The 23,604-nt window shown below is 53.9% G+C and carries 24 protein-coding genes and 1 tRNA gene; 9 read left to right on the forward strand and 16 right to left on the reverse strand.

Features of this window, described 5'->3' with window-relative positions; genetic code table 11:
- Positions 1–44: 44 nt before the first annotated feature.
- Together uraH and IM290_RS05780 are read right to left on the reverse strand one after the other, a co-directional pair.
- Positions 45–455 (reverse strand): hydroxyisourate hydrolase, encoded by a 411-nt coding sequence (uraH, locus tag IM290_RS05775; RefSeq protein WP_017383647.1) that lies wholly within the window; start codon positions 453–455, stop codon positions 45–47.
- 99 nt (positions 456–554) lie between these two features.
- On the reverse strand, positions 555–1,280 hold the full coding sequence (locus IM290_RS05780; protein WP_193042206.1) for a MerR family transcriptional regulator: 726 nt from the start codon (positions 1,278–1,280) through the stop codon (positions 555–557).
- 117 nt (positions 1,281–1,397) lie between these two features.
- Between IM290_RS05780 and IM290_RS05785 the strand changes: the two genes are divergently transcribed.
- On the forward strand, positions 1,398–1,922 hold the full coding sequence (locus IM290_RS05785) for a lipocalin family protein (protein WP_015570073.1): 525 nt from the start codon (positions 1,398–1,400) through the stop codon (positions 1,920–1,922).
- A gap of 1 nt (position 1,923) precedes the next feature.
- On the opposite strand, the gene IM290_RS05790 is transcribed toward IM290_RS05785, so the two are convergent.
- Genes IM290_RS05790 through IM290_RS05815 form a run of 6 tightly spaced genes read right to left on the reverse strand, consistent with a single transcriptional unit; the run spans position 1,924 to position 7,959 of the window.
- Positions 1,924–2,931, reverse strand: coding sequence for a fimbrial protein (locus IM290_RS05790; protein WP_086626617.1), 1,008 nt, complete (start codon positions 2,929–2,931; stop codon positions 1,924–1,926).
- Positions 2,931–3,449: a fimbrial protein gene (locus IM290_RS05795; RefSeq protein ID WP_015570071.1), complete on the reverse strand. Its 519-nt coding sequence runs from the start codon at positions 3,447–3,449 to the stop codon at positions 2,931–2,933. Before IM290_RS05795 ends, IM290_RS05790 begins: the two co-directional genes overlap by 1 nt.
- Positions 3,440–5,965 carry a fimbria/pilus outer membrane usher protein gene (locus IM290_RS05800; RefSeq protein WP_193042205.1) on the reverse strand — a complete coding sequence of 842 codons (2,526 nt, stop codon included), beginning with the start codon at positions 5,963–5,965 and terminating at the stop codon, positions 3,440–3,442. The genes IM290_RS05795 and IM290_RS05800 overlap by 10 nt, the downstream gene beginning before the upstream one ends.
- A 23-nt stretch (positions 5,966–5,988) precedes the next feature.
- The gene (locus IM290_RS05805; protein ID WP_032104018.1) at positions 5,989–6,666 is read right to left on the reverse strand and encodes a molecular chaperone; all 678 of its coding nucleotides are present in this window, start codon (positions 6,664–6,666) and stop codon (positions 5,989–5,991) included.
- A 53-nt stretch (positions 6,667–6,719) separates the two neighbouring features.
- A complete protein-coding gene (locus tag IM290_RS05810; RefSeq protein WP_015570069.1) occupies positions 6,720–7,304 on the reverse strand; it encodes a fimbrial protein in 585 nt (194 codons plus the stop codon).
- Positions 7,305–7,356: 52 nt separating this feature from the next.
- Entirely contained in the window at positions 7,357–7,959 is a 603-nt protein-coding gene (locus IM290_RS05815; RefSeq protein ID WP_015570068.1) for a helix-turn-helix transcriptional regulator, read from the reverse strand.
- An 834-nt stretch (positions 7,960–8,793) separates the two neighbouring features.
- Here IM290_RS05815 and IM290_RS05820 point away from each other — a divergent pair.
- From IM290_RS05820 to IM290_RS05835, 4 genes are all read left to right on the forward strand, one after another.
- Complete coding sequence (locus tag IM290_RS05820) at positions 8,794–9,582, forward strand: winged helix-turn-helix domain-containing protein (protein ID WP_126340304.1); 789 nt, start codon at positions 8,794–8,796, stop codon at positions 9,580–9,582.
- A gap of 1 nt (position 9,583) precedes the next feature.
- Entirely contained in the window at positions 9,584–10,063 is a 480-nt protein-coding gene (locus IM290_RS05825; protein ID WP_017383641.1) for a hypothetical protein, read from the forward strand.
- Between the two features lie 353 nt (positions 10,064–10,416).
- Complete coding sequence (locus IM290_RS05830) at positions 10,417–11,187, forward strand: GlxA family transcriptional regulator (protein WP_223230145.1); 771 nt, start codon at positions 10,417–10,419, stop codon at positions 11,185–11,187.
- Between the two features lie 48 nt (positions 11,188–11,235).
- On the forward strand, positions 11,236–11,679 hold the full coding sequence (locus tag IM290_RS05835) for a GNAT family N-acetyltransferase (protein ID WP_193042204.1): 444 nt from the start codon (positions 11,236–11,238) through the stop codon (positions 11,677–11,679).
- Between the two features lie 32 nt (positions 11,680–11,711).
- Here the strand turns inward: IM290_RS05835 and IM290_RS05840 are convergent, their stop codons facing one another.
- The 5 genes from IM290_RS05840 to IM290_RS05860 form a co-directional block, all read right to left on the reverse strand.
- Positions 11,712–12,299, reverse strand: a complete 588-nt coding sequence (locus IM290_RS05840; RefSeq protein ID WP_225561440.1) for a hypothetical protein — start codon at positions 12,297–12,299, stop codon at positions 11,712–11,714.
- Entirely contained in the window at positions 12,296–12,661 is a 366-nt protein-coding gene (locus IM290_RS05845) for a tlde1 domain-containing protein (RefSeq protein WP_023302859.1), read from the reverse strand. Before IM290_RS05845 ends, IM290_RS05840 begins: the two co-directional genes overlap by 4 nt.
- A 9-nt stretch (positions 12,662–12,670) precedes the next feature.
- Complete coding sequence (gene tssD / locus IM290_RS05850; protein ID WP_017383637.1) at positions 12,671–13,156, reverse strand: type VI secretion system tube protein TssD; 486 nt, start codon at positions 13,154–13,156, stop codon at positions 12,671–12,673.
- A gap of 262 nt (positions 13,157–13,418) precedes the next feature.
- On the reverse strand, positions 13,419–14,456 hold the full coding sequence (locus IM290_RS05855) for a virulence RhuM family protein (protein ID WP_193042203.1): 1,038 nt from the start codon (positions 14,454–14,456) through the stop codon (positions 13,419–13,421).
- 50 nt (positions 14,457–14,506) lie between these two features.
- Positions 14,507–14,848: a SymE family type I addiction module toxin gene (locus IM290_RS05860; protein WP_006812446.1), complete on the reverse strand. Its 342-nt coding sequence runs from the start codon at positions 14,846–14,848 to the stop codon at positions 14,507–14,509.
- Between the two features lie 125 nt (positions 14,849–14,973).
- On the opposite strand from IM290_RS05860, the gene IM290_RS05865 reads away from it, so the two are divergent.
- Both IM290_RS05865 and IM290_RS05870 read left to right on the forward strand, forming a co-directional pair.
- The gene (locus IM290_RS05865; protein WP_032649915.1) at positions 14,974–15,165 is read left to right on the forward strand and encodes a toxin-antitoxin system HicB family antitoxin; all 192 of its coding nucleotides are present in this window, start codon (positions 14,974–14,976) and stop codon (positions 15,163–15,165) included.
- Between the two features lie 23 nt (positions 15,166–15,188).
- Entirely contained in the window at positions 15,189–16,001 is an 813-nt protein-coding gene (locus IM290_RS05870) for a toll/interleukin-1 receptor domain-containing protein (RefSeq protein ID WP_047056956.1), read from the forward strand.
- A gap of 5 nt (positions 16,002–16,006) precedes the next feature.
- Here IM290_RS05870 and IM290_RS05875 read toward each other — a convergent pair.
- Positions 16,007–16,101, reverse strand: a tRNA-Sec gene (locus IM290_RS05875).
- Between the two features lie 289 nt (positions 16,102–16,390).
- Between IM290_RS05875 and IM290_RS05880 the strand changes: the two genes are divergently transcribed.
- Both IM290_RS05880 and yicI read left to right on the forward strand, forming a co-directional pair.
- On the forward strand, positions 16,391–17,782 hold the full coding sequence (locus IM290_RS05880) for a glycoside-pentoside-hexuronide family transporter (protein WP_193042202.1): 1,392 nt from the start codon (positions 16,391–16,393) through the stop codon (positions 17,780–17,782).
- 12 nt (positions 17,783–17,794) lie between these two features.
- On the forward strand, positions 17,795–20,113 hold the full coding sequence (gene yicI / locus IM290_RS05885) for an alpha-xylosidase (protein WP_193042201.1): 2,319 nt from the start codon (positions 17,795–17,797) through the stop codon (positions 20,111–20,113).
- A gap of 128 nt (positions 20,114–20,241) precedes the next feature.
- Here the strand turns inward: yicI and IM290_RS05890 are convergent, their stop codons facing one another.
- Both IM290_RS05890 and xanP read right to left on the reverse strand, forming a co-directional pair.
- Positions 20,242–21,936, reverse strand: coding sequence for an AsmA family protein (locus tag IM290_RS05890; RefSeq protein WP_193042200.1), 1,695 nt, complete (start codon positions 21,934–21,936; stop codon positions 20,242–20,244).
- A 118-nt stretch (positions 21,937–22,054) separates the two neighbouring features.
- Positions 22,055–23,446: a xanthine/proton symporter XanP gene (xanP, locus tag IM290_RS05895; protein WP_015570053.1), complete on the reverse strand. Its 1,392-nt coding sequence runs from the start codon at positions 23,444–23,446 to the stop codon at positions 22,055–22,057.
- Positions 23,447–23,604: the final 158 nt, after the last annotated feature.

Here is a 23,604-nt window from a genome sequence, read left to right on the forward strand (position 1 = left end):
TATTGGCGGGATTATTTTTAAATCGTCTTTAAAATCAAGAGCAATCAGCTGCCCTTGTAGGTTGAGTAACCGTACTGGCTGAGCAGAAGCGGGATGTGCAGTTTTTCATTGGTGCGGGTGACGGTGAACAGCACCGGCACTTCCGGGAAGAAGGAGTCCAGCTTTTTACCGTGGAAGTAATCGGCGGTTTTGAAGGTCACTTTATACACGCCAGGCGCCATATCCTGATCCTGCGGATAGAGCGATTTGATGCGCCCGTCGTGGTCGGTTTTACCGCTGGCAATCGGGGTCCACTTGTCCTGCTCCTGCTTCTCCAGCGTGACGGCCACATCCGCTGGCGGCATACCGGTTTGCTGGTCCAGAACGTGAACGCTCAGGGTGCCTGCCGGGGCGCTGAACGCGGCAGGCGCGAAAGCCATTGTAGCCAGCATCATCAGAGGGAGTGTCTTTTTCATCGTGTTTTCCTGTTGAGTTGTCGGTGACAGGAAAACGTTAGCACTCGCTGTGCGAAAAAATATTCAACTTTTCGTGAAGATTGCCTCAGCAGAAAATAATCAGAGGATAATCACCTCAAGGGAAACCTGCTGCTGCCACTGCGCAACCTGCTTTTTCCGCACGGCGGTAAGTTTACCGCTGGTGACCAGCAGCCATTTGCGGTCCGGGAAAATTTCCGGGGCCAGCGCGGCAGGGGGAACCGGCAGTATGTCGATGCGGTGGCCCTGGCCGGTGCGCGTCAGAGCTTCAAGCCAGATCTCACACGGGTCGTTCAGATGCCAGCCGCTGATGAGGATGTTATCGCCCGGCGCTTTTTTATCGCCCTCAAGGCAAAACGAGGTATAGGCGATGAGGATGCCGTCGAGGATCTCACGCAGCGTCATGGCGGCGGCGACGTTGGCCGATATCTGGCTGCGCAACGGACGCAGCACGTTAGTGACCAGCTCTGGCCTTGGGTATTCGCGTCCGGCGTCGTAAATCATCTGACGCAGGGACTCAATTTTCCCCTCCTGCAACTTTTGCAGCATGGCCTGTTGCAGGGTTTGCCAGTTATTGGCGCGGCGCGGCACAGGGCGTTCCAGCAGTAATTTAACCTGACCGATGGGTACGCCTTTTTTTACCCAGTCGAGGATTTTCAGCGCCTGCTGAACGTCCTCATCGCTGTACAGGCGGTGACCGCCGTCCGTACGCTCGGGTTTGAGCAAGCCATAGCGTCGCTGCCACGCCCGCAGCGTGGTGGCGGTGATGCCGCTGAGTCTGGCGAATTCGCCGATGGAGTAAGCCATGTCTGCATCCGAAGAGAAGGAGTTGTCTCAATATACTACGAATATTCCCCGACGGGATGAAGCGCCGCACGGGTGCGCTACACTTAACGTCCAACCGCGTAAATGAAAGGAGTTCTCATGAGGCTATGGCCTGTCGTTACCGGTGTCGCCATTGCGCTGACGCTGGTTGCCTGTAAATCTCCCACGCCGCCGAAAGGCGTGCAGCCCATTACCGGCTTTGATGCCAGCCGCTATCTCGGCAAATGGTATGAAGTCGCCCGACTGGAAAATCGCTTCGAGCGCGGTCTGGAACAGGTCACCGCGACATACGGCAAGCGTAGCGATGGCGGTATCAGCGTACTGAACCGCGGCTACGATCCGGTGAAGAAAAAATGGAATGAGAGCGAAGGAAAGGCGTACTTTACCGGCGAACCGACCACGGCTGCGCTGAAGGTATCGTTCTTCGGCCCGTTCTACGGCGGCTATAACGTGATCAAGCTGGATGATAAGTACCAGTACGCGCTGGTCAGCGGCCCGAACCGCGACTATCTGTGGATTTTATCGCGCACCCCGACCATTCCGGATGCGGTAAAACAGGACTACCTGAACACCGCACGCGAGCTGGGCTTCCGGGTCGATCAGCTGGTGTGGGTGAAGCACTAACCTACTGATACGAAAAGGTGATGCTTGCCAGGGCGTTGGCCGAGCCGGGGACCAGTTCACCGGTTCGGATGTACTGCGCCTGGAACGGCAGGGACAGCGTTTGTGCCGAGCTGGTGGTCTGGATGAAAAACTGTCCCGTCGTACCTGCGGACGAGCTGTCCGGCCCCATCATCAGCGGCCCGGTACCGTTATAGAAAAACTGTACGCCAATGCCGGAGGCCGTGGAGTCCCCGGTCAGCGTCACGACCGACGAGGTATTTGACGGTGTGGTCTGATCGGTCATCACTGCGTTAACCGCCACGTTCTCATCGCAGGTCAGGCTGACGTTAAACTCCCCCGACGGCGAGGTGCTGCCTACGCTGGGCAGCGTGTGAACATCAATGGTGCCCAGGTCGACGTTGGCGCTTTTCGTGCCTACCGTGCAGCCGCTTGCCGTCACCGTGATGGTGGTGGGGTTGATGATCACCTGCGCGGTTTTCACTTCGTTGTTATAGGCCGTCAGGATCGCCGCGTTAATGGTCGGGGTCTGGTATACGCCGGATTTCAGCGGAACGCCGGTCTTGATAAACGTCACTTTTGCCGACCAGCCCAGTGCGGTGGCGTAACCGTTAGTCCCATCGGCCGGATAGCTCTGCGTAATGCCCGTCTGCATCGGGACATAGGTGGTGCCGTTATAATCTTTAAGCCCAAGAATGAAGCCGATGCCGGGCACGCCCGTTTCAAATACCATATAATTTGCGCCATCAAGAATAACCGTGATGCCGGTGGCGGTTATACTGCTGCTCGGCTCCAGCGTCCCTTTGGAGCAGGTAAATACCAGGCCGCACCAGAACACTTCCGAGACGCTCGCAGAGGCGCTCCATTCAGAGCCGATCGTCTTTCCAGGCACGATGGAGTCTGCCGGGCCGGACCACGACATGGGCGTTGGCGAAAGGGTGATATCCGATGTCCAGGAGAGGGCAAGTGCCTGATAGGACATGAAAAACAGGGCTAAAAACAGTAAACGCATTATTGATACTCCGTCGTCCAGGTCGCCACTGCCGAAACGTCTCCGGCATTGACCGGCGCACCCGTGGCGGCCAGTCGCGCATAGAAGGTCATTTTTACGCTGTCATCCCCCGCCGCGCCGTAAGCAGCGGTTTGGGTGTCCAGCGGGATAAGTACGCTGTCTTTATCCAGAATCTGCACCGCCACGCCGGTCGCGCCGCCGTCAGCGACTTTCAGAAGCTGCGGGTTCTCGTCATCCGGCGTACCGCTGAAGCGGATTTTCACGCCAGCAAAGGTGGGGCCGCATGCTTCAAGGGTGAGCGTGAAGGGCGTTTTGATATTGCTGACCGCGCCCGCCTCGCTAAATTGCTTCACGCCGAGGGTGCCCAGCGGCACGTTTTGCTCCTTCGAATCTTCCGAGACAATGCAGGTATTGCCGATCACGTTGCCGGTCACGGAAACCAGCACGTCATAGCCGCGCGCGGGAACGGTGATGAACATCAGCAGGATCAGGGGGAGGAACCGGATGGTTACTGACATATGACCTCCTGGGAATAAAGCCCGGTGCGGGCGTGATAATTCTGCGGGTTCAACGCATAGCGGATCGTGCAGCGCTGGGCGCTGTTGCGCCCCCATACGGCATGCAAGGTTCCCTGCGCTGACAGGCCGGTCAGATACACGCTGCCGCCGTCGCCGACGATACCGCTGGCTTTGTCATCCTCTGACGAGACCAGCGTACCGAAGGGGAGCACGTCTTTAGCGTGACGTACGATAAACATCGCTTTTGCCCCCTGACGCGTGGTGAGGGTGGCGCGAACCAGTGCCCCGTCGGTGGGGATTTTATTGGCGATGGCGTTCTCAAGTTCCACGTCATTGCCCACGGTGGTGACATCCAGCGCAACCTGATTAACGCGATACGGCGTGGCGTACGGGATCACCGCATAGCCCCGGCTGTCGGTTTTGATGCCCTTGTGGTTGAGCACGGCGACATGGCTGGCGCCCGGGGCTTTCACCAGAATATTGGTGTTCCCGAGCGGCTGGCTCAGCGTCAGACCATCCTCATGCAGCACCGCACCGCCGCTCATCCCGTAACTGAGGTTGCGGGAGTCACCGGCGTAGCTGTAGCCCAGGTTATAGTCTCCCCACGCGCCCTCGTATTGCAGCGCGGCATCGCCGCCGTAGTGCTGCTGCGCGCTGTAGCGCTGGTTGACGCTATAGAAAAGATTCTCCTGCCCCGGCAGATAACCACTGACACCGGTACTGGCGGTGGTGCCAGCGGGATCCGCATGGGTAGCGGTAAAGCGGAGACGGGTCGACAGCGCCGGGTTACCCAGCGGCACCGACAGGGACAACGCGAGGATATTGTCTTTCTTGTTGTCGTACAGGCCAGAGCTACGCTGGGCGCTGATGCCAAGCGACAGGTTACGAAACGTCGCGTTCCACGCGAACTGCAAACTTTGCGTGGTTTTTGACGTATTCCAGTAGGTTTGTTGATCCCAGGACAGCGACAGCGCGCCGTATTCGCCCATCGGCTGCGACAACAGAAGCTGATTTTTTGCCTTACGCGACATATGCAGGTTGTAAACCGTGTCGTAGTGAGTGGTGACGGTGCCATCGTCTTCCACGGTCTGTTTTGGCGCTCCGCCCGCCATGCCTTTGTAAGTGGTATCGCTGAGGGTATAAAACCCTGCCGTTGAGTAACGCAGCGAGAAGAAATTGACTCGCGTACCGATATCGTTCAGCAGCTTGCTGTACCGCAGGCGCACCGAATCACCGGTGTAGTGCTGGTTATCAGCCAGCTGGCTGCGGGCATGGGTGAGGTCGAGGGAGTAGGCGCCAAAGCGGCCGAGATTCTGCCCGATACCGAAGGCCAGGCCGTTGTAGCGATCGGAAAACTGCGCCCCGCCATAAAACGTGAGGCCGTATCGCCAGCCCAGGAACAGCTCGCCCTGCGCGAAGGAGGGCGTGATCTGATTGCCCGCAGGGCGGTATTTCCCCGCACCCAGAGCATATTTGACCTGACCGTTACGCACCAGATTCGGCACGCTGGCAAAGGGCAGGGTGTATTGCGTCTGGCTACCGTCGCTCTCCTGAATGGTGACCGCGAGATCGCCGCCGGAAGAGGTCGGATAGAGATCTTTCAGCACAAACGCCCCCGGCGGAACGGAGGTTTGATAGATGACGTTACCGTTCTGGCGAACCGTCACCGTGGCATTGCCGCGCGCGATGCCGCGCACTTCGGGCGCGTAACCGCTCAGGCTGGCGGGCAACATATTGTCATCGGTCTTCAGGGCAACCCCACGCAGGCCAACGGCGTCAAACACCTGCGATGAGGTGAACGTTTCACCGGCATAAACCTGGGCACGCAGGGCGCGGATATCCCGCTGTAGCCAGGTCTGGACGTGGGTGAGCTCGTTACTCTCTTTGGTCCACGTGGTGAAATCACGCAGCCGCCATGCGCCCAGGTTGGCGCCGCTGTTGAGGCTCACAAACAGCTGTTGTTCCCGCGTGCGCGTCTCGCCCCGGTAGTCATTATTCGCGCCATTGACCACATAGTTCAGCCACGCGGCAGGGATGCCGGACTCCCAGCTCTCCGGGCTGACGTACCCGCGCGGCAGAGCGCGCATCGCGCTTTGCGGTACGGTGAAGTTGAGGGTAAGCGTCCTCTGGTCAAAATCAAACCGGGTATCGGCGAATGACTGGGTTAAAAAAATGCAGCGCTGCGCAGGCGGCAGCTCACCCCCTTTAGCCTGATGGCTGTCGATGCCAAGTGCGGCGAATTGCGCAGGCGTAAGGCACGGCAGGGCTTCACCGGCGGTGTTTTCAGCGACGCGAAACGTGACGTTACCTGTGAACGCGAACTGGGTGTTGATATACACGTTAAGATTGTACTCGCCCGGCGGCAACGCGCTCCCGGCGTTGACCCAGGCGAGATCGGCGCTGTTGGCGCGCTCGCCGTTGAGAAACGCAGGATTAAATTGCAGCTCGCTTTCGGCAGCCACGGCTTGCCGAATCACCAGGGCGATCGCCGTGGCGCACAGGATTTTAATTTTCATGTGGTCACGCCTTACTGTTTTTATTATTGGGACAATGACGTGCGGGTAACGGGCGTCCAGGCGCCATAATCGTTAATCGTCTGGTAGCTTAAGCTGCTCGCATGGCTGAAGGTGTCTGCCAGCGTCACGCTGGATTTCGGCGGTACCATGACGGGCGACACCGGCCTGCCATCAATTTTCACGTTAATGGTGGTGAGGTAATACGGCGTTGGGTTGGTCAGCGTGACCTTGCCCGCGCGGTAGGCGCCGGCAAGGTTTTTCCATGCCTCCCCTGCACCTTCCCTGAGCCGCTCCGGGCGATAAAAGACCTTGATGCGGTTGGCAGAGGCGAATTGCAGCGAATTGCCGGAACCGTTTTTAACCTGCTGCGGGATAGCTTTGACCGTCATCCAGTACAGCGTCTCGCGATCGGCTGGCAGGGCGTCGCCGCTGAACATGATTTTCACCGCGCTTTCGCTGGCGGGCTTCATGACGTACAGCGGCGGCGTGATGACGAAGTCGTTGGTACGGCTCCCTTTCTCGTCTTCCATCCAGGACTGGATCAGAAACGTGGCATCAGGGTGGGTATTTCTTACCTGCATCATCGTCTGCGTAGCCGCGCCGGTGTAGATCAGCCGCGTTGCGCCTAACCCCACGCCGCCTGCGTACACGGCGGATGAACATAACGTGCCAGCCAGACAAATCCATGTGTTTACGCGCATAGTGCGTCTCCTGAAAGCTGAGTCAGACCCGGCCAGCAGACCGGGCCTGAAGATTACGAATAGGTCACGGTGTAGGTGGCGACCGCGCTGGCATCACCCGCCGTGGCGTTGCCCAGTGGGGAGTAATATTTCGCGCTGAAGTTCAGGATGTTCGCCCCCGCACGCAGGGGGATCGCTGCTGCCGGCTCACCCAGCCTGACGACGTTGCCCTGTTCGTCATAAAGACGGATAGCGACATGCTGCGCCGAGCCCGCGCCGCCGTTTACTCCCGCGGCCAGGCTATTCACATCGGTACTGTCCGGTGTACCGGTGAAGGTGATAGCCACGGTCGTTGCGGCAATAGGGTTATCTTCCGTGGACGCGGAGGTATCGGCGATTTCGCAATCTTCCAGGGTGATGGAGAAGGCTTTTGCGGTACTGGCTTCACTGCCTGCGGCAGCCAGCGTGGCGGTACGCACTTCACCCATGTCGACGTCGATATTGGCGCTACCGGCGCTGATGGCACAGGCGGAGGTCACCACTTTACCGCTGAAGTTAACCGTGCCGCCGCTGGTGGTGGCGGCCAGTGCTGAGCCCGCTGGCAGCAGGGCGGCAATGCTTAATGCCAGCAGAGAATGGCAAGTAAGGCGTGCTTTCATTTCATAGTTCCTTGATTTTTTTATTACGAGATTTGCTCTGAAAGCGGCAGGTCTAACTGGTTAAAAAGACCAGCAAATCTGTCTTATTCCTGAGCCCGAGTTTCCTTATCGCTGAGCTTTTTAAGGCGCTCACGCGGCGATAAGAAAGTTTCTCCAGTTCTGCGATGTAACGTATATCCAGTCCGTTCCTGAGTTCCTTTAATACCCTCCTTTCTCCAGGCGTCAGCGATAACGCCGCTGGCTGCTTTTGGGGCCGATAATGGCTATCGACCATTTTTGCTAGCTTTATCCGCCACTGATAAACCGTGTTCTGTAGCGAGATATAGGCATCAATATCTTCCCGGACCCATAACAGGGAATGGGCAGAGGTTGAGTACAGGCAGATAATCACTTCAGGCTGCGTGACTTTGATTTTTTTTAAATATTTCAGTGAGTCATACCCTGTATGGTATTTCTCTGCGCCGGATATAAATAAGATATCGATACGAATCGACGACAGCGCCTTATCCAGTTCCTGATAACCTCCTTCGATGATAATGATGTGAAGGTCGTCGCGGATGCTGCTTAATAACGTTTTAATGCCGTTTCTTGCATAATGATCGCCGCCCATCAGTGCAACAGTTATATGCTGTGTTATTTGGCTATTGTTCGTCATGTTATTCCTCGATTTATAATAGTAATCAGGCGAATTATTTATAAGGTTATCGCCAGTATTCTCGAAGCAATGACGTATTGCATACTGTAGGCCTACTATACGTCGGCCAATAAAGAGGTAATCTGAATTAATCTAAAATTGTATTAATTACTAAGATCGAGACCGGTTACGACGCTTCCCTCTGATTGGTCTTATTCCGCTTCGCTTTCTGTAAATTATGATAGCCGCTATTTTTAATGAAAATTTAGCTTTGATAAATGTTTTGTAAGGAGTTTGTCGTCTGGTGTCAGTGCGGGTGTGAAGTTGCTGACGGGGAATAACAATTTACGAATGTTATCATCGATAAAAACTGATAGAAAGGTGGCTAAAAAGCATACAAAAACCATGTAAGCTATTGATATTGGTCAGGTTGAGAAAACTTAAGGCTTAAGGATGCTGAATATTTTAGACACGCATGTCCGTGGCGTACAATGTTTTTTTATGTAGATATTTGTCAATGTCAAGAGGCGAGGAGTGCGCCAAAAGATGAGGCCCTGATAAATGAGATGCTGCCGGTAGTCAGATACTTCTGTGGAGCGGAAATTCACTTCACAAAACATCATAATGAGGATGATTGCGGATGAAGCGGCTCTGCAAGCCGCATTCTACAAGGGTTGAGTTCTTATGCAGGTTCAGTGAAGCTTAAGGGATGAAATATAAATTAAGATTTTTCGCCAATGGCGAAGATATACAGCATGACGTTAATCAGTCACATTAATCCCGACGTGAATGTCATCCCATACATGCGGTGACCCAGGTTCAACATCTGTTAACCGGAGAATTCATACTGCCCCTATGCATAAGCATTACATTATAAATAATATCGTCGAATTTCATCCTGCGGCCAGCACGTTACGTGATATCAACAATCCTGACCGTGTGGTTGTGTTAAATTCGCCAGCAGGCCGATGCCTGTTGTTATTAATCGACAGAGCGGGGTCGATTGTCACTCAGCAAGAGTTCCTTGATATTGTCTGGCAAAGCCGCGGCATGCTTGTCTCCTCCAATACCTATTACCAGAACATCTCCATCCTGCGCAAAGGGCTCAAAAAGATTGGTTTTGAAACTGACCCTATCGTTACCATTCCGCGGATTGGGTTGACGCTGGCAAGCGACACGCAAATAACCGTCAGAGAGTCTTCACCCGTCGCGCCTCAACCCGCAGAGGAACAATGTGGGGAGGCGCCAGCGATCGAGGAGGTCTCTGCATCCTCCGAGCCAGCAACGCCCGTTGCCAGGAAGCCCACGCGCTGGCTGGCTGTCGTCATGGGGCTATTGATCGTCCTGGCCGGGGCAGGCGTGACGGGATATATGAACGCCACAGAAAACCGTTTTGTTGAGGATTACCGTTTTGCGGCATCCGTCGGAGCCTGTCGCGTTTATCTTGCGAACGACATTCAGACTCACGCTGAACGCGCTTCAGCGCTGACCTATGTGGAACAATTCAAGGCTGAATGCGCGCAATATCCCTGGGTTTACATCAGCTGGTACGCTCTGCTTCCTCGTGCGTCGGTTATTCGCTGCGACCGGCCAATGAAAGAGCCGAACCGCTGTATATCTGATTATTTCCTGAAGGATAGCTAGCATGACTCGTTTTCGGCAGATGCTGTATATCATCGTGACGGGCCTCGTCACCGCAGGCGTGCTGACGGGCTATTACCTGTGGCACCGAACTTACGTTCAGCCTTTTTCATGCCAGGCTAATCTGGTACAGCACCATCCGGATGAGACGCTGACGGTCTGGCTGAATTACACCTTCGACGGGAAACTCGGCACCCTGAGCATGAATGGCCGGGCAAAGAGCGATCCGGGTAAAACCATTGACAGGAAAATTTCCTTTCGGGTGGAGAGACAAGATCATCTCTATTTGCTGACGTCAGAAAAAAATATGACGTTCCCGGACGATAATGTCGAAGACAGCTGGCTGGAAAAATATGAACCGCAATTCTTTGTCTATCCGGGCAAGAGTATTTATATGCGGATCAATGAACAACATAATGGTAACTATATCTTTACCTTAGGAACATTACCGACATATGTGTGTCGTGGTTCAAAAAAAGAATGATATAAACGAGAAAAACATTATATTTTCCTCCTGTCTCATTTATGCTTGATTTAAAATATCAGGATTACCTTAGAAATAAAAAGTGCGACAGATCATGTTGCGATAATGTAATTAATTTTAAATTTGGCAAGTAAATGAAAAGTGTATTTGACTCCTACGATGGGGGGAAATCAGTACCGGAAAAGTGTCTGCATATTGGGTTGATATTATGGCCCCGTTATTCACTCCTGGCCGTCTCCGGGTTGCTGGAGGCGCTGCGTTATGCAGCGAAAGCTCAGGATAAATTAGCATTTAAAATCAGCCTGATAAGTGAATTTCCTGATATCCCGATTATCAGCAATGCGGGGATTATCATGAGACCAGATTCTCCCCATGCGCCGCCGGACAGTTTTAACTATCTTGCTGTTATCGGCGGTGAATTGCAGTATCTGGACTTAGGGTATCAGGGGGATAAAGCGTATCTGGCACATGCCCACCATGCCGGGGTTCCGCTCATTGGCATTGGCACCGGCAGTTTTGTCCTCGCACAGGAAGGATTGCTGAATGAACGACGAGCGTCCATCCATCCTTTCCACCTTGATGCATTTCGGCAGGCTTTCCCGCTGGTTTATGCTGAGCAAGGGTATGATTTCATCGACGATGGCGATGTGCTGACCTGCCCGGGCGGTATTTCCACCCTGACGCTGGCAACTGAGCTTATCCGCGCCCATGCCGGGGATGATATCGCCAGCACCACCTGTCAGCGTTTGTCGCTCGTTCCGCATGAAATTGCCACCCCGCGTCCGGCGAATTTTGCGCTTATCCCTGACTCGCGGTTGCGCCGCGCCGTCATGCTGATAGAACAGTTCCTGACCCGGCCGCTCACCACCGCCGGGCTTGCGCGAGAAGTGGCATTGAGTGAACGCCAGCTCAACCGTCTGTTCCACGCAGAATTCGGCAAAACGGCCCGCGAATTTATCCGCAGTGCCAGACTGCGCTATGCTTGCTGGCTGCTGAAGAACTCACAGCAAAGCGTGACGGATATTGCGCAGCGGATGGGGTTCAGCGACTGCGCGCACTTTATTCGTCATTTTCAGACGGAGTATGGTTGTACGCCTGGCGTGTGGCGCACGTCGCAGAGCTGAATATCATTACATTGCTGCCCTGAAACTTTACTCAACCGGAATATCACCATGAAAATAGAAGCCGCACACCCCTCACAATTTGAACGCCTCGTCGCAGTCTGGGAGTCGTCCGTTCGCGCCACGCACCGCTTTTTGCAGGAAAGCGATATCGCGGCGCTGCGTCCGTTATTGCTCAACGCATATTTGCCTAATCTCAGGGTTGTGATTGCCCGGGATGACGTGGGTATTATTCACGGCTTTTTGGGCGTGGATAACAATCGCATTGAAATGCTGTTTGTGGATGATGCGAGCCGGGGGAAGGGTATCGGGAAAATGCTGCTGCAATATGCCATTGCAGAATTCGGCGTAAATGAAGTGGATGTGAACGAGCAGAATCCGCAGGGGGTGGCGTTTTATCGTCATATGGGGTTTGAGCAGGTCGGGCGTTCAGAACTGGATGGGCAGGGGAATCCGTTTCCGCTGTTGCATATGCGGTTGAGTGGACAGGCTTAACGCCCTCTCCCTCTGGAGAGGGCGTCTGCAAGCTAGTTACTGGTAATTTGCCCGATGATTACACCACGCACTTTTTCGCCATCGAAGTAATACGAGACCGTATTACTCTGGATGAATCCATTCTGTACTGGCGTCTCCTGATAAAAAAGTATCGCTTTCTTTTTGGCGATCCCTTTCTTGCCGAACATTTCAATTAGATTCCTGTGAGTAGCATTCAACAATGGAACATTCGCGACTGAGACGCTGACAGGTTCCGTTGTTTTAGCACACTCTTTATGGATGCCATCTTTGGCAATAACTAGCGCAGTTAACAATCCTGCACCCATTTCGTTATCAGAAATGAACCAGTAATTCGTGCCATCGTCGTCATGAAGGCAGACCCAGCGTGCTGAGCTGTCTTTGTTAACTGGTGTGCTGGTGATATCTGACAGGTGAGTAACCTCCATTCGTACGGCTTGCTTGCCTATAGCGATGGTCGGTGAAAGGGGCACTGTTGTAGAAATTTCCGTCAATGATCCGTCTTCATCGTAATACTCGGTCGCGAAGCCGGTCATTTCCGTTGCTGAGACGTGCGAACTGACTGCAACGAGTAATGGCAATAAACAAAATAAACGCTTCATTTGACTATCAATACCGTATCGTTGCTTTTCCAGATACTCCTTCTGGCACTCAGAGGAGCAATGATGCAGCCCTCTGAAGAGTCGTCAGGGTGCAAACTGCTTTTACCATGTATTTTAAATGAGTCTCTACCACACATCTCATTTGTCGAGTAGGGCGTGAGGCTGAGAGTATATTTCCCGGTGTGGGCTGAATTATGAGGGGAACCAATTGTGTATTTCCCTCGAGGTAGAGGCCCACTGTTTTTTACACATTCTTGAGATGGATCGTTTTTGTAACCACTTGCTCCTGCATAATCTGCATCGAACTGATAAACACCATCAAGATAAAATTTGTGCTCTTTTACATCATATTCCCAGGACATACTTTCTCCTTAAGCGCGTTCCTTCCAGGTATCAGAATGAATGATGTTTCCATCTATGTAATGCCATGTTATTTTTTCATATGTTAGATCTACATATTCACAATGTGTATAGCGTTCGTTTCGCGGTAGTTTAATGTCAAACATGAGTGGTTCAATTTGAACTACTCTTGCATTTTCTAAAGTTGTCTTAAAGTAAGCCTCTTCAAGTCCGTTATAGTTGATTCTGTAAAATATGAACTCTGCTTTTTTAAGTGTTTGCCCAGTGCATAAGGCTTTGTATAGATAAGAGGATGATGAATCAATCTCTTTCATGAATGCATAGGTACTACAAATGCGTTTTGCAGTGATTTTACCGGAGAATTTATCTATAGGTTGTTCTATAGAATGCATAAATTCAATCACTTCTATTGAACCTTCGCGATCTTTTATATCGACAGATCCATTAATCCTCCGGCCTGAATCATCCTCGAGCCATAAGTAAACAGGTATAGCCATCTCAATCTCCTTTTATAGACTGAGGGAAACTACTCTTCATTATGGATTTAAATTGTGACTTTCATTTCAAAACAGGAATGTTAAAGAATTTTGGTTGGTTTAATAGAAAGTTGTAGTTGCGAGGTATGGATGGTATCAATTGACGTTTAAAAATTTATAAGGTTGATTTATGACTATTCTTCCATCGCAAGAATAATAGTCACTAAAAAAGCATCAAATATTGAAATGATGAATATCATTAAATAATGAACCTATGCCGGGATTAGCGCTTAGCCCGCTTATCCCATTTTAATAAGCCGACAATATCTTTCTCACCTTCGGCCTCTTTCAGCAGGCGCTGCTTTTTTTCATATTCGATGTATTCTGAGCACGCCTTTTCATCAGCCGCTTTCTTGCTGATTTTTCCTGTGCCTTCTAAAACGTCCCGGTCGTTGAATTGCAGAAACTGATCGAGCTTGGTTTGCCAGTCTCGTAAAAATACCTGCTTGCGGCGTTTGGCCTGATCTTCGGCAAAATCGAGCCACATATTAACGACGCGATTAAGCTCGCTCACCTCATCCTGAGACAGATAATTTTTTGCGGTGGTGACATCGCTTTTACGGACTTCTTCGCCTTTATAGCTGGTCAACCCCATATGCGGTTGAGTGGCGTCCGCACGTTGGTGAATCAACTCAGCAGCGGTGTGCCCAGTGCAGGCAAAATGCAGTTTATTCTGGATGGTCTGAAAGAATTGCGTGGTTTCTTTGAGCGACGGCTGATAGTCAGCGGCTAATGCGAAAATCTCCCTCACGCGAAGATAGACCCGGCGTTCGCTGGCCCGTATATCGCGAATGCGTTCCAGCATTTCATCGAAATAGTCAGGGACGGCGGAAGATCCCACAGGCGGATTTTTCAGGCGCTCGTCGTCCATAACGAAGCCTTTAACCAGGTATTCCTGGAGCGTTTGGGTGGCCCACTGGCGGAACTGTGTGCCTCGCGTGGACCGGACACGATAGCCGATGGCGAGAATGACGGGCAGGCTATAGTGAAGTGTGTTGCGATTGACCTTGCGCTGACCTTCTTGCTGAACTTGTAAGTAAGCCTTACAAGTTGCTTTTTGTTCAAGCTCACCTTCTTCGTAAATAGCTTTAATATGCTGAGTAATAGCTTGAGGGGTGACCTGGTAAAGAGACGCAATGGCTGCTTGCGACAGCCAGAGTGTTTCATGTTCAAAGCGACATGTGATGCGAACCGTTCCATCATCACTGGCAAACATAACAAATTCGCCTGTCGGGGATTGGATTACGTCTTTATCTGCCATGTCGCCTCCACATCTAATGCACCTGGCAGGTAGTATGCCAGAAACAGCCGTTAAGCCAGGTGGTTTGTATTTGATTTTGCGAGGCGCTTTCCAGCATGTGGAATTTGGATCGCTGCAAGCGCGTCCTCTATCTCAATAAGCTTTGCTTTCGTCCGTTTATAATCATCCTGCAAACGCTGCTCCTGCTCGTTATACGCCACCAGAACGATGCATCCTTTCATGACCTTTACTGTGACCTGCTGTCCTGTATCAAAACCTGCCGCGCGCAGCCACTTGCCGGAAAGGATGATTTTCGGCGTGGATTTGTCGTAAACATTCGGGCGGTATCCCACAATTAACGAACGCTCGGTTCCGGATTGGTCGGTGTCTGGGGTAGAATGCGAATCAGCCATAATCAACTCCTTGATAGTTGGTGAGGTTAGACGCTCCGGTTGTGTTCCCGCACATCGGAGCGTTGCAAATACAGGAGGTTTAGGTGGCCTCCTATATGTGTCAGAGTAGATGGATAGGTGGCCTCATGTCAATCATATCGCGTGAAAAAAAACCAAAAGGCGGTGGGCAGTCTCCGCAGTTTAAAATGCGTATTGATCCGGCATTGAAGGAACAGCTGGATGCGGTAGCGGCTGAGGAAGGGGTGAGTCTCGCCAGCTGGTTGAAGGAACTGGCGAGGGAGGCTTTGCGATTAAGGAAAATTGAACCTAAGGGTTAATATTGAGAATATAGGATTCAGCTATGCCTAAAGAAATGGATCGATATGGTGCTGTTAAAGTAGTCTCTGGGAAATTTAAAGGGCGTATTGGTTATTACGATGATGATGACTTGATTTTTCCAGAAGATTTTGAATGGGATGAAAATGATAGTCTGGAAAACAACGAGAATATTACTCCAGTTGCTATTGTCTATTTTGGTAATTTTTTGTTAGCTACAGAGCACTACGCTATCCCTTATGATGATTTAGATTACCCTTCAATGAATGATCTAATGAAAAGGAAAAATGAGCTTACAGAGTTATGCTCACCTTTTAATGTTAAAAAAAGAATTCCATATAAAAAATTAAGCAGTTATTTTTCAGAGTTACATTACGTTGAAACTACTCTTCTAGAAAAAATTGTGGAGCAGCGCTACATGAGTAAGCCAAGTGGAGCTAAAGTCTTTATCTCCCATTCGTCATTGGATAAACCATTTGCAAAAATGTTATGTATGGATCTTGAAGCAAATGGATATATTCCATGGTTGGATGAATGGGATATTAAAGTTGGTGAAAGTATACCTGAACGAGTTTCTAACGGATTACAGGAAGCAGATTTTGTAATTGTTATCCTCTCTGAAAATGCTATTTCTTCAAAATGGGTTGAGAGAGAATGGCAAAGTAAGTATTGGAATGAAATTGAGCATGATCGTATTCATGTGCTTCCTTTACTTTTGAAAGATTGCAAAATACCTGAGTTATTAAAAACAAAAAAATATGCGGATTTTAGAAAAGATTTCAATACTGGATTAAAAGACTTATTAGCAGCACTTGAAGCTTTGTATAAAAAGAAATGAATTTTTGGCGGAAGATCACAGGAGTCGAACCTGCCCAGGAACGCTGGCGCCCCCAACTGGATTTGAAGTCCAGCCACCTCACCGGAGATGACGATCTTCCGCGCCTGCATTGCTACATGGAGGCGGGGCGCATTATAGCTACTTTCAGGCATTTACCACATACCCCACACCACTTTTTTCACCTCTCTTTTGACCTGAATCCCCCTGTTTCAGCTAATTCTTAAGAAAATCCTCAGGTTAGCATTTCGTGCTCATCAACTTTTATCCCGATCACAAAAAACAAGAAACGTAATCTCTTAACCAGAAAACGCAATACCCGCCTTTGAAACAATGGTTTAAAACCAATGCAACCGGTCTCAGCGCCCCCTACAGCGTGAAGGATAAAAAAGATGAGCGAAGTATTGTCAGTAAAAGAGAAGATTGGCTACGGCATGGGAGACGCCGCCAGCCACATCATTTTTGATAACGTCATGTTGTACATGATGTTTTTCTACACCGATATTTTCGGTATTCCCGCCGGGTTTGTCGGCACCATGTTCCTGCTGGCGCGCGCGCTGGATGCAATCTCCGACCCGTGCATGGGGCTGATTGCCGACCGCACCCGCAGCCGCTGGGGCAAGTTCCGCCCGTGGATCCTGTTCGGCGCCATCCCGTTCGGCATCGTCTGCGTGCTGGCGTATACCACGCCGGACCTCAGCCTCAACGGTAAAATGGTTTACGCCGCCGTTACCTACACGCTGCTGACCCTGCTCTATACCGTGGTCAACATCCCGTACTGCGCGCTGGGCGGCGTGATCACCAACGACCCGACGCAGCGTATCTCCCTCCAGTCCTGGCGCTTTGTGCTGGCGACGGCGGGCGGCATGCTCTCCACGGTGCTGATGATGCCGCTGGTGAACCTGATTGGCGGTGATGACAAAGCGTTCGGCTTCCAGGGCGGGATCGCCGTGCTGTCGGTGGTCGCGTTCCTGATGCTGGCGTTCTGCTTCTTCACCACCAAAGAGCGCATCCAGGTGCCGCCGAGCACCACCTCCATGCGTGAAGATCTGCGTGATATCTGGCAAAACGACCAGTGGCGCATCGTCGGCGTGCTCACCATCCTCAACATTCTCGCCGTCTGCGTGCGCGGGGGCGCGATGATGTACTACTGCACCTGGATCATGGGCTCGCCGGAGATGTTCGTCGCCTTCCTCACCACCTACTGCGTCGGCAATCTGATTGGCTCCGCGCTGGCGAAACCGCTCACCGACTGGAAGTGCAAGGTCAGCATCTTCTGGTGGACCAACGCCGCGCTGGCGGTGGTCAGCGTGGCGATGTTCTTCGTGCCGATGCATGCCACCGTCCTGATGTTCGGCTTCATCTTCGTTATCGGCGTGCTGCACCAACTGGTGACGCCGATTCAGTGGGTAATGATGTCCGATACCGTCGACTACGGCGAATGGACCAACGGCAAACGTCTGACCGGCATCAGCTTTGCGGGCACGCTGTTCGTGCTGAAGCTCGGCCTGGCGCTGGGCGGGGCGATGATCGGCTGGATGCTGGCAGGCGGCGGCTACGACGCGGCAGCCAAAACCCAGAACAGCGCGACCATCAGCATCATCATCGGCCTGTTTACCCTGGCCCCAGCGGTCTGTTACGTGCTGAGCGCCATCATCGCCAAACGCTACTACACGCTGAAAACCCCCTTCCTGACCAAAATCCTGGGCGAGCTGGCGCAGGGCGCGCGCCGTAATCAGCAGGAATTTGAAAACCTGCCGGTCAGCAAAGAATTGCAGAACTAAGAGGACGTAAGCATGAAAATCAGTGATGGAAACTGGCTTATCCAACCGGGCCTTAACGTGACGTATCCGGTGCAGGTGTTCGACGTGGAGCAGCAGGGCAATGACCTGGTGGTATATGTGGCGCCGCGTGACGTGCGCGAACGCACCTGGCAGCTCGACACGTTGATGTTCACGGTGCGCCTGTTTGCTCCGCAGGAGGGGATTATCGGGGTGCGCATTGAGCACTTCCAGGGCGCGCTGAACAACGGCCCGCACTATCCGCTGAACGTCCTGAAAGACGTCAAGGTCGGGATTGAAAACAACGCCGAATTTGTCGAACTGAAAAGCGGCAGCGTCAGCGTGCGCGTCACCAAAGGCGAGTTCTGGGCGCTGGATTTCCTGCGCAACGGCCATCGCATTACTGGCAGCCAGCTGAAAAACAACGGCTACGTGCAGGATACCAACACCGATCGCAACTATGTGTTTGAACGTCTGGATCTGGGCGTGGGGGAAACGGTCTACGGCCTGGGCGAGCGCTTTACCGCCCTGGTGCGCAACGGCCAGACGGTCGAAACCTGGAACCGCGACGGGGGCACCAGCACCGAGCAATCCTACAAAAATATCCCGTTCTACCTGACCAACCGCGGCTACGGCGTGCTGGTGAATCACCCGGAAAACGTCTCGTTTGAAGTCGGCTCCGAGAAAGTGTCCAAAGTGCAGTTCAGCGTGGAAGGGGAATATCTCGAGTACTTCGTGATCGACGGCCCGACGCCGAAAGAAGTGCTGAACCGCTATACCCGCTTTACCGGCCGTCCGGCGCTGCCGCCTGCGTGGTCGTTCGGCCTGTGGCTGACCACCTCCTTCACCACTAACTATGACGAAGCGACGGTGAACAGCTTTATCGACGGCATGGCCGAGCGCGACCTGCCGCTGCACGTGTTCCACTTCGACTGCTTCTGGATGAAGGCCTTCCAGTGGTGCGATTTCGAGTGGGACCCGGTGACCTTCCCCGATCCGGAAGGGATGATCCGCCGCCTGAAAGAGAAAGGGCTGAAGGTCTGCGTGTGGATAAACCCGTATATCGGCCAGAAATCGCCGATCTTCCGGGAGCTGAAAGAGAAGGGCTACCTGCTGAAGCGCCCGGACGGCTCCCTGTGGCAGTGGGACAAATGGCAGCCGGGGCTGGCGATCTACGACTTCACCAACCCGGACGCGTGCCGGTGGTATGCGGACAAGCTGAAAGGCCTGGTGGAGATCGGCGTCGACTGCTTCAAGACCGACTTCGGCGAACGTATCCCGACGGACGTCCAGTGGTTTGACGGTTCCGATCCGCAGAAGATGCACAACCACTACGCCTACATTTATAACGAGCTGGTGTGGAACGTGCTGAAAGAGACGGTGGGAGAAGAAGAGGCGGTGCTGTTTGCCCGTTCTGCCTCCGTGGGTGCGCAACAGTTCCCGGTACACTGGGGTGGCGACTGCTACGCCAACTATGAGTCGATGGCCGAAAGCCTGCGCGGCGGGCTGTCGATTGGGCTGTCCGGCTTCGGGTTCTGGAGCCACGATATCGGCGGGTTCGAAAACACCGCTCCGGCGCACGTCTACAAACGCTGGTGCGCGTTCGGGCTGTTCTCCAGCCACAGCCGCCTGCACGGCAGCAAATCCTATCGCGTGCCGTGGGCGTACGATGACGAGTCCTGCGACGTGGTTCGCCACTTTACGCAGCTGAAATGTCAGCTGATGCCGTATCTGTATCGTCAGGCGGCGCTGGCGCACGAGTTCGGCACGCCGATGCTGCGGGCGATGATGCTGGAGTTCCCGGACGATCCGGCGTGCGATTACCTCGACCGCCAGTACATGCTGGGGGATTCGGTGATGGTGGCGCCGGTGTTCTCCGAGGCGGGCGACGTGCAGTTCTACCTGCCGGAAGGGCGCTGGACGCACCTGTGGCACAACGATGAAATCGAGGGTAGCCGCTGGCATAAGCAGCAGCACGATTTCCAGAGCCTGCCGGTCTATGTGCGCGACAACACGCTGCTGGCGCTCGGCAATAATAACCAGAAGCCGGACTATGCGTGGCACGAGGGGACGGCCTTCCAGCTCTTCAACCTGAGCGATGGCGCAACGGCGGTGAGTGAAGTGCCTGCGGCGGACGGTTCTGTAGTGTTTGCGCTGAAGGCGTCACGTCAGGGCGACGTCGTGACCTTTACCGGCGCGGGAGATGCGCAAAACTGGTCGGTATGCTTGCGCAACGTGCAGAAGGTCGGCGGCGTAAAAGGCGGTTCACATGCGGGTAGCGAATGGGGTGTGGTGGTGAAAGCCGAGGGGGATGAGGTGGTAGTTCACCTCTGAGCTGGAAAAATGCCCGGTGGCGCTTCGCTTACCGGGCCTACGGTAATTATGCGGTCTGATGCCCTCACCCACGGTAGAAGGAACCAAAACCTCGTAGGCCGGGTAAGGCGAAGCCGCCACCCGGCTTTTTACTGTGCCGGAGCCTCCGCCGACACCATCCCGCGGGTCATCGTCTGTTGCACCTGCCGTTTATCCATATTCACCGCGCTCAGCTTCCCATTCACCGTCGGCTTCAGCGGCGCATTGGCCTGCACGCTTCCGCTGGCGGTGAGCTGAATATTGCCGTCGCCCGCAATCGGCAGCGCTGGCCAGCCCCACTGCTGCATAACGTTGAGTGGTACGCCGCGCCCGTTCAGGCTCACGGTGGTTTGTCGCTGTGGCAGCTGTGACACGGTGGCGGTTGCTTCCAGGATCCCTTTCTCGGTAAAGGCGCTCAGATCGGTAATATTTACCGTTGCGGCGTTGGCATTCAGCGCCAGCGACGGGCGACGCACGTCGACGCGGTTAAAGGTTGCTGCCGCCCCGTTGAGGGTTGCGTTACCGCCCCACACGCCCCACTTGTGATCCTGCGCCAGCCGCAGATTAGCGCCATAACCGTCGAGGGAGGTGATCTGCCACGGGAACGCCGGATCGATGTCGATCACCAGGTTGCGGCTCAGGCCAAATTTTTTCAGCGTCACGCTGTTCAGCCATGCCGGGAGCGGGTCCATCCACAGCGTTTTCCAGTTTTCCGGAAGCGTATATTCCAGCCCGGCAATGGCAACGTCGTCCAGCACCAGCGCCTGACCCTCGCGCAGCCAGTTGCCGGAGGTGCGCACCATGCCTCCTTCCCAGCGGGAGGTGAACTGACGCAGCGCAATGCCCTGCGGGGAGAATTCCGCATTCAGGATAGGGTCAAACAGATGCAGCGAGCCGTAGATAAATTCGCTGGCGTTCATGGATAACCGTCCCTCCTGGCTTTGCCAGTCACCTTTACTCAGGGTGAGGTTACGCAGGCTGAGATCGAGGTCGGTTACCGCCCAGTCTGGCCCCTGTAGACGGGCATCGGTCACTTCCAGCCGCCCAATCTGTAACGAAGGCAGGGTGGAGAGAGGGGCGAAGAAATCCAGCAGCGATTTGTCGCTTTGCAGGCGGATCTCATTCAGACGCAGGGTGTTGATAACCCAGCCACCGTCGGCATTACGCAGAGCCGACCCCGTAAGCGAGCCGCGCGCCATATCGGCACCGATGGTATTGAGCACCACCTCTTTGCCGTTGAGTTGTCCTTGAATCAGCACGTTGTTAGCCGGTATGCCGTTGAGCGTGAGCGACCCGGCGCTCATCTGGATTTGCGCATTTTTCCCGAGTACGTTCCCCGCCTCGGGCTGCCACGGGCTGACGCCGCCGGTCACCTTTTGCGCACTGAGATCCCACTCCGTATTCGGGCTGTTAAAGGCCATGTTATTCAGTTGCAGACGGTCGGCCTGGAACGGCAGCGGCGCCGTCTGCGGCGATAAATTCAGCGTGCCATCGAACAGGCTGATGGCGTCCATATGCAGCGGGTCGGTGATCTGGCGGCTGCTTAAGCCAATATCCACTTTTTTAGCGACCAGCGTGGCCGGTTTGCCATCTCGTCCGAAGGTAACGTTTTCCAGAAGGATGTGAGAAGGGGATGAAAAGCGGTGATCCATCAGGTCAAAGTTGAGCTCGTAATCGGTATTCACCGTGATCCAGCTGCTGACCTGCGATGCGCCCCAGCGGGTCTGGAGCAGAAAATAAAAGGCGAGCACTACAATGAGCAGGGCTACCAGAAGATAGATAAGCAGCTTTCCAATAAATTTCATGGTCTTCCTTCCCGCGAAACGCACATAAGGGTGTTATGCACGATTTATGCGCAATGCTCAAGGCGGGAATGGTGTAAAGAGATGTCACGGCAGGCATTGACAGCCTGCCGTGTGGGGATCAGTTCTTTTCAGGCGGGAAAATGAGATTCAGCACAATAGCGGTAATACCGCCCGCGGCGATGCCGGAAGAGAGCAGGTTTTTCACCCAGTCAGGGGCAAACTGCAAAATCATCGGCTGCTGGGAGACGCCAAGCCCTACGGCGAGAGACAGCGCAATAATCATGATTGCGCGGCGGTTCAGCGGCTCGCGGGAGACGATACGCACGCCAGAGGCCGCGATGGTACCGAACATGACCAGCGTCGCGCCGCCCAGCACCGGCTCAGGGATGTGCTGCACAAACCCGCTCACCGCCGGGAACAGGCCGAGGACCACCAGCATCAGCGCTACCACGAAGCCCACGTAGCGGCTGGCCACGCCGGTCAGCTGGATCACGCCGTTGTTCTGGCCAAAGCAGGAGTTCGGGAAGGTGTTGAACACCGCCGAGACAAACGAGTTCAGTCCGTTCGCCAGCACGCCACCTTTCAGACGTTTCATGTACAGCGGGCCGGAGACCGGCTGCTCGGACACGTCGGAAGTGGCGGTGATATCGCCAATGGTTTCCAGGGAGGTGATCATAAAGACCAGCATCAGCGGCAGGAGCAGACTCCAGTCAATGCCCAGGCCGTAGTAGAGCGGCGTGGGTACGGTAATCAACGCGCTGTTGGTTGGGGTAGTGTTTTCCGGCAGCATGCCCAGCGCCCACGCCAGCAGGTAACCGGCCGCCATGGCGATCACCAGCGATGCCACGCGCAGGTACGGGTTACGCTGGCGGTTAAGCAGAATAATGATCGCCAGCACGACGCCTGCCAGCAGCAGGTTTTTCGGCGCGCCGAAGGTATGGTCGCTCATTGCCGCGTAGCCGCCCCCGATGGAGGTCAGACCCACCTGAATCAGCGACAGGCCGATAATCATCACCACCACCCCGGAGACCAGCGGGGTGATCACCCGGCGCGCCAGGTGCAGAACGCGGGAGATGATCATCTCTGTGCAGCTTGCCAGCATCAGGGTGCCGAAAAGCGCCGCCATCATCGTCGGGACATCTGCGCCGCCGGTTTTCAGTGCCGTACCGCCCATGATCAGCGGCGCCACAAAGTTAAAGCTGGTGCCCTGAATCGACAGCAAACCTGAACCTACCGGACCCCAGGCTTTAATTTGAATGATGGAGGCCACGCCGGAAGCGAACAGAGACATACTGATGATGTGTTGCGTATCCTGCGCCGGTAACCCCAGCGCCTGGCAAATCAGCAGAGCCGGCGTGATGACCGCAACGAACATCGCCAGCAGGTGCTGGCAGGCGGCAAACAGGGTTTGCGGCAGCGGGGGACGATCTTCAAGGCGGTAAATCAGTTCGCTGTTTTGCTTCTGCGCAATCGGTTGCGCATCAGCAGACTCCAGAGTGTTAACAGACATCGGCGGCAATCCCACGGTGGAAAAGCGGGCATTTTATCTGACCACCTGGTAAAAGCAAACGATTGCCAGCAAAAAAAAGAGAGAAAATCTGCCGCTGTGAGCAGCTTTTCTACAACCCACCAGGAAAAAAAAATTACACTTTTCGCGCCGGCGGCTCA

The sequence above is a fragment of the Enterobacter cloacae complex sp. S1 genome (genome assembly GCF_014930525.1).
GTDB classification, from domain to species: domain Bacteria; phylum Pseudomonadota; class Gammaproteobacteria; order Enterobacterales; family Enterobacteriaceae; genus Enterobacter; species Enterobacter hormaechei_C.

Coding starts and splice junctions, on each gene's coding strand:
- IM290_RS05810 (WP_015570069.1), bottom strand. CDS start 7,304: ATGAAAGCACGCCTTACTTGCCATTCTCTGCTGGCATTAAGCATTGCC.
- IM290_RS05870 (WP_047056956.1), top strand. CDS start 15,189: ATGCCTAAAGAAATGGATCGATATGGTGCTGTTAAAGTAGTCTCTGGG.
- IM290_RS05780 (WP_193042206.1), bottom strand. CDS start 1,280: ATGGCTTACTCCATCGGCGAATTCGCCAGACTCAGCGGCATCACCGCC.
- IM290_RS05840 (WP_225561440.1), bottom strand. CDS start 12,299: ATGAAGCGTTTATTTTGTTTATTGCCATTACTCGTTGCAGTCAGTTCG.
- IM290_RS05880 (WP_193042202.1), top strand. CDS start 16,391: ATGAGCGAAGTATTGTCAGTAAAAGAGAAGATTGGCTACGGCATGGGA.
- IM290_RS05820 (WP_126340304.1), top strand. CDS start 8,794: ATGCATAAGCATTACATTATAAATAATATCGTCGAATTTCATCCTGCG.
- IM290_RS05785 (WP_015570073.1), top strand. CDS start 1,398: ATGAGGCTATGGCCTGTCGTTACCGGTGTCGCCATTGCGCTGACGCTG.
- tssD (WP_017383637.1), bottom strand. CDS start 13,156: ATGGCTATACCTGTTTACTTATGGCTCGAGGATGATTCAGGCCGGAGG.
- IM290_RS05830 (WP_223230145.1), top strand. CDS start 10,417: ATGAGACCAGATTCTCCCCATGCGCCGCCGGACAGTTTTAACTATCTT.
- yicI (WP_193042201.1), top strand. CDS start 17,795: ATGAAAATCAGTGATGGAAACTGGCTTATCCAACCGGGCCTTAACGTG.
- IM290_RS05790 (WP_086626617.1), bottom strand. CDS start 2,931: ATGCGTTTACTGTTTTTAGCCCTGTTTTTCATGTCCTATCAGGCACTT.
- xanP (WP_015570053.1), bottom strand. CDS start 23,446: ATGTCTGTTAACACTCTGGAGTCTGCTGATGCGCAACCGATTGCGCAG.
- IM290_RS05835 (WP_193042204.1), top strand. CDS start 11,236: ATGAAAATAGAAGCCGCACACCCCTCACAATTTGAACGCCTCGTCGCA.
- IM290_RS05825 (WP_017383641.1), top strand. CDS start 9,584: ATGACTCGTTTTCGGCAGATGCTGTATATCATCGTGACGGGCCTCGTC.
- IM290_RS05860 (WP_006812446.1), bottom strand. CDS start 14,848: ATGGCTGATTCGCATTCTACCCCAGACACCGACCAATCCGGAACCGAG.
- uraH (WP_017383647.1), bottom strand. CDS start 455: ATGAAAAAGACACTCCCTCTGATGATGCTGGCTACAATGGCTTTCGCG.
- IM290_RS05845 (WP_023302859.1), bottom strand. CDS start 12,661: ATGTCCTGGGAATATGATGTAAAAGAGCACAAATTTTATCTTGATGGT.
- IM290_RS05855 (WP_193042203.1), bottom strand. CDS start 14,456: ATGGCAGATAAAGACGTAATCCAATCCCCGACAGGCGAATTTGTTATG.
- IM290_RS05865 (WP_032649915.1), top strand. CDS start 14,974: ATGTCAATCATATCGCGTGAAAAAAAACCAAAAGGCGGTGGGCAGTCT.
- IM290_RS05890 (WP_193042200.1), bottom strand. CDS start 21,936: ATGAAATTTATTGGAAAGCTGCTTATCTATCTTCTGGTAGCCCTGCTC.
- IM290_RS05800 (WP_193042205.1), bottom strand. CDS start 5,965: ATGAAAATTAAAATCCTGTGCGCCACGGCGATCGCCCTGGTGATTCGG.
- IM290_RS05795 (WP_015570071.1), bottom strand. CDS start 3,449: ATGTCAGTAACCATCCGGTTCCTCCCCCTGATCCTGCTGATGTTCATC.
- IM290_RS05815 (WP_015570068.1), bottom strand. CDS start 7,959: ATGACGAACAATAGCCAAATAACACAGCATATAACTGTTGCACTGATG.
- IM290_RS05805 (WP_032104018.1), bottom strand. CDS start 6,666: ATGCGCGTAAACACATGGATTTGTCTGGCTGGCACGTTATGTTCATCC.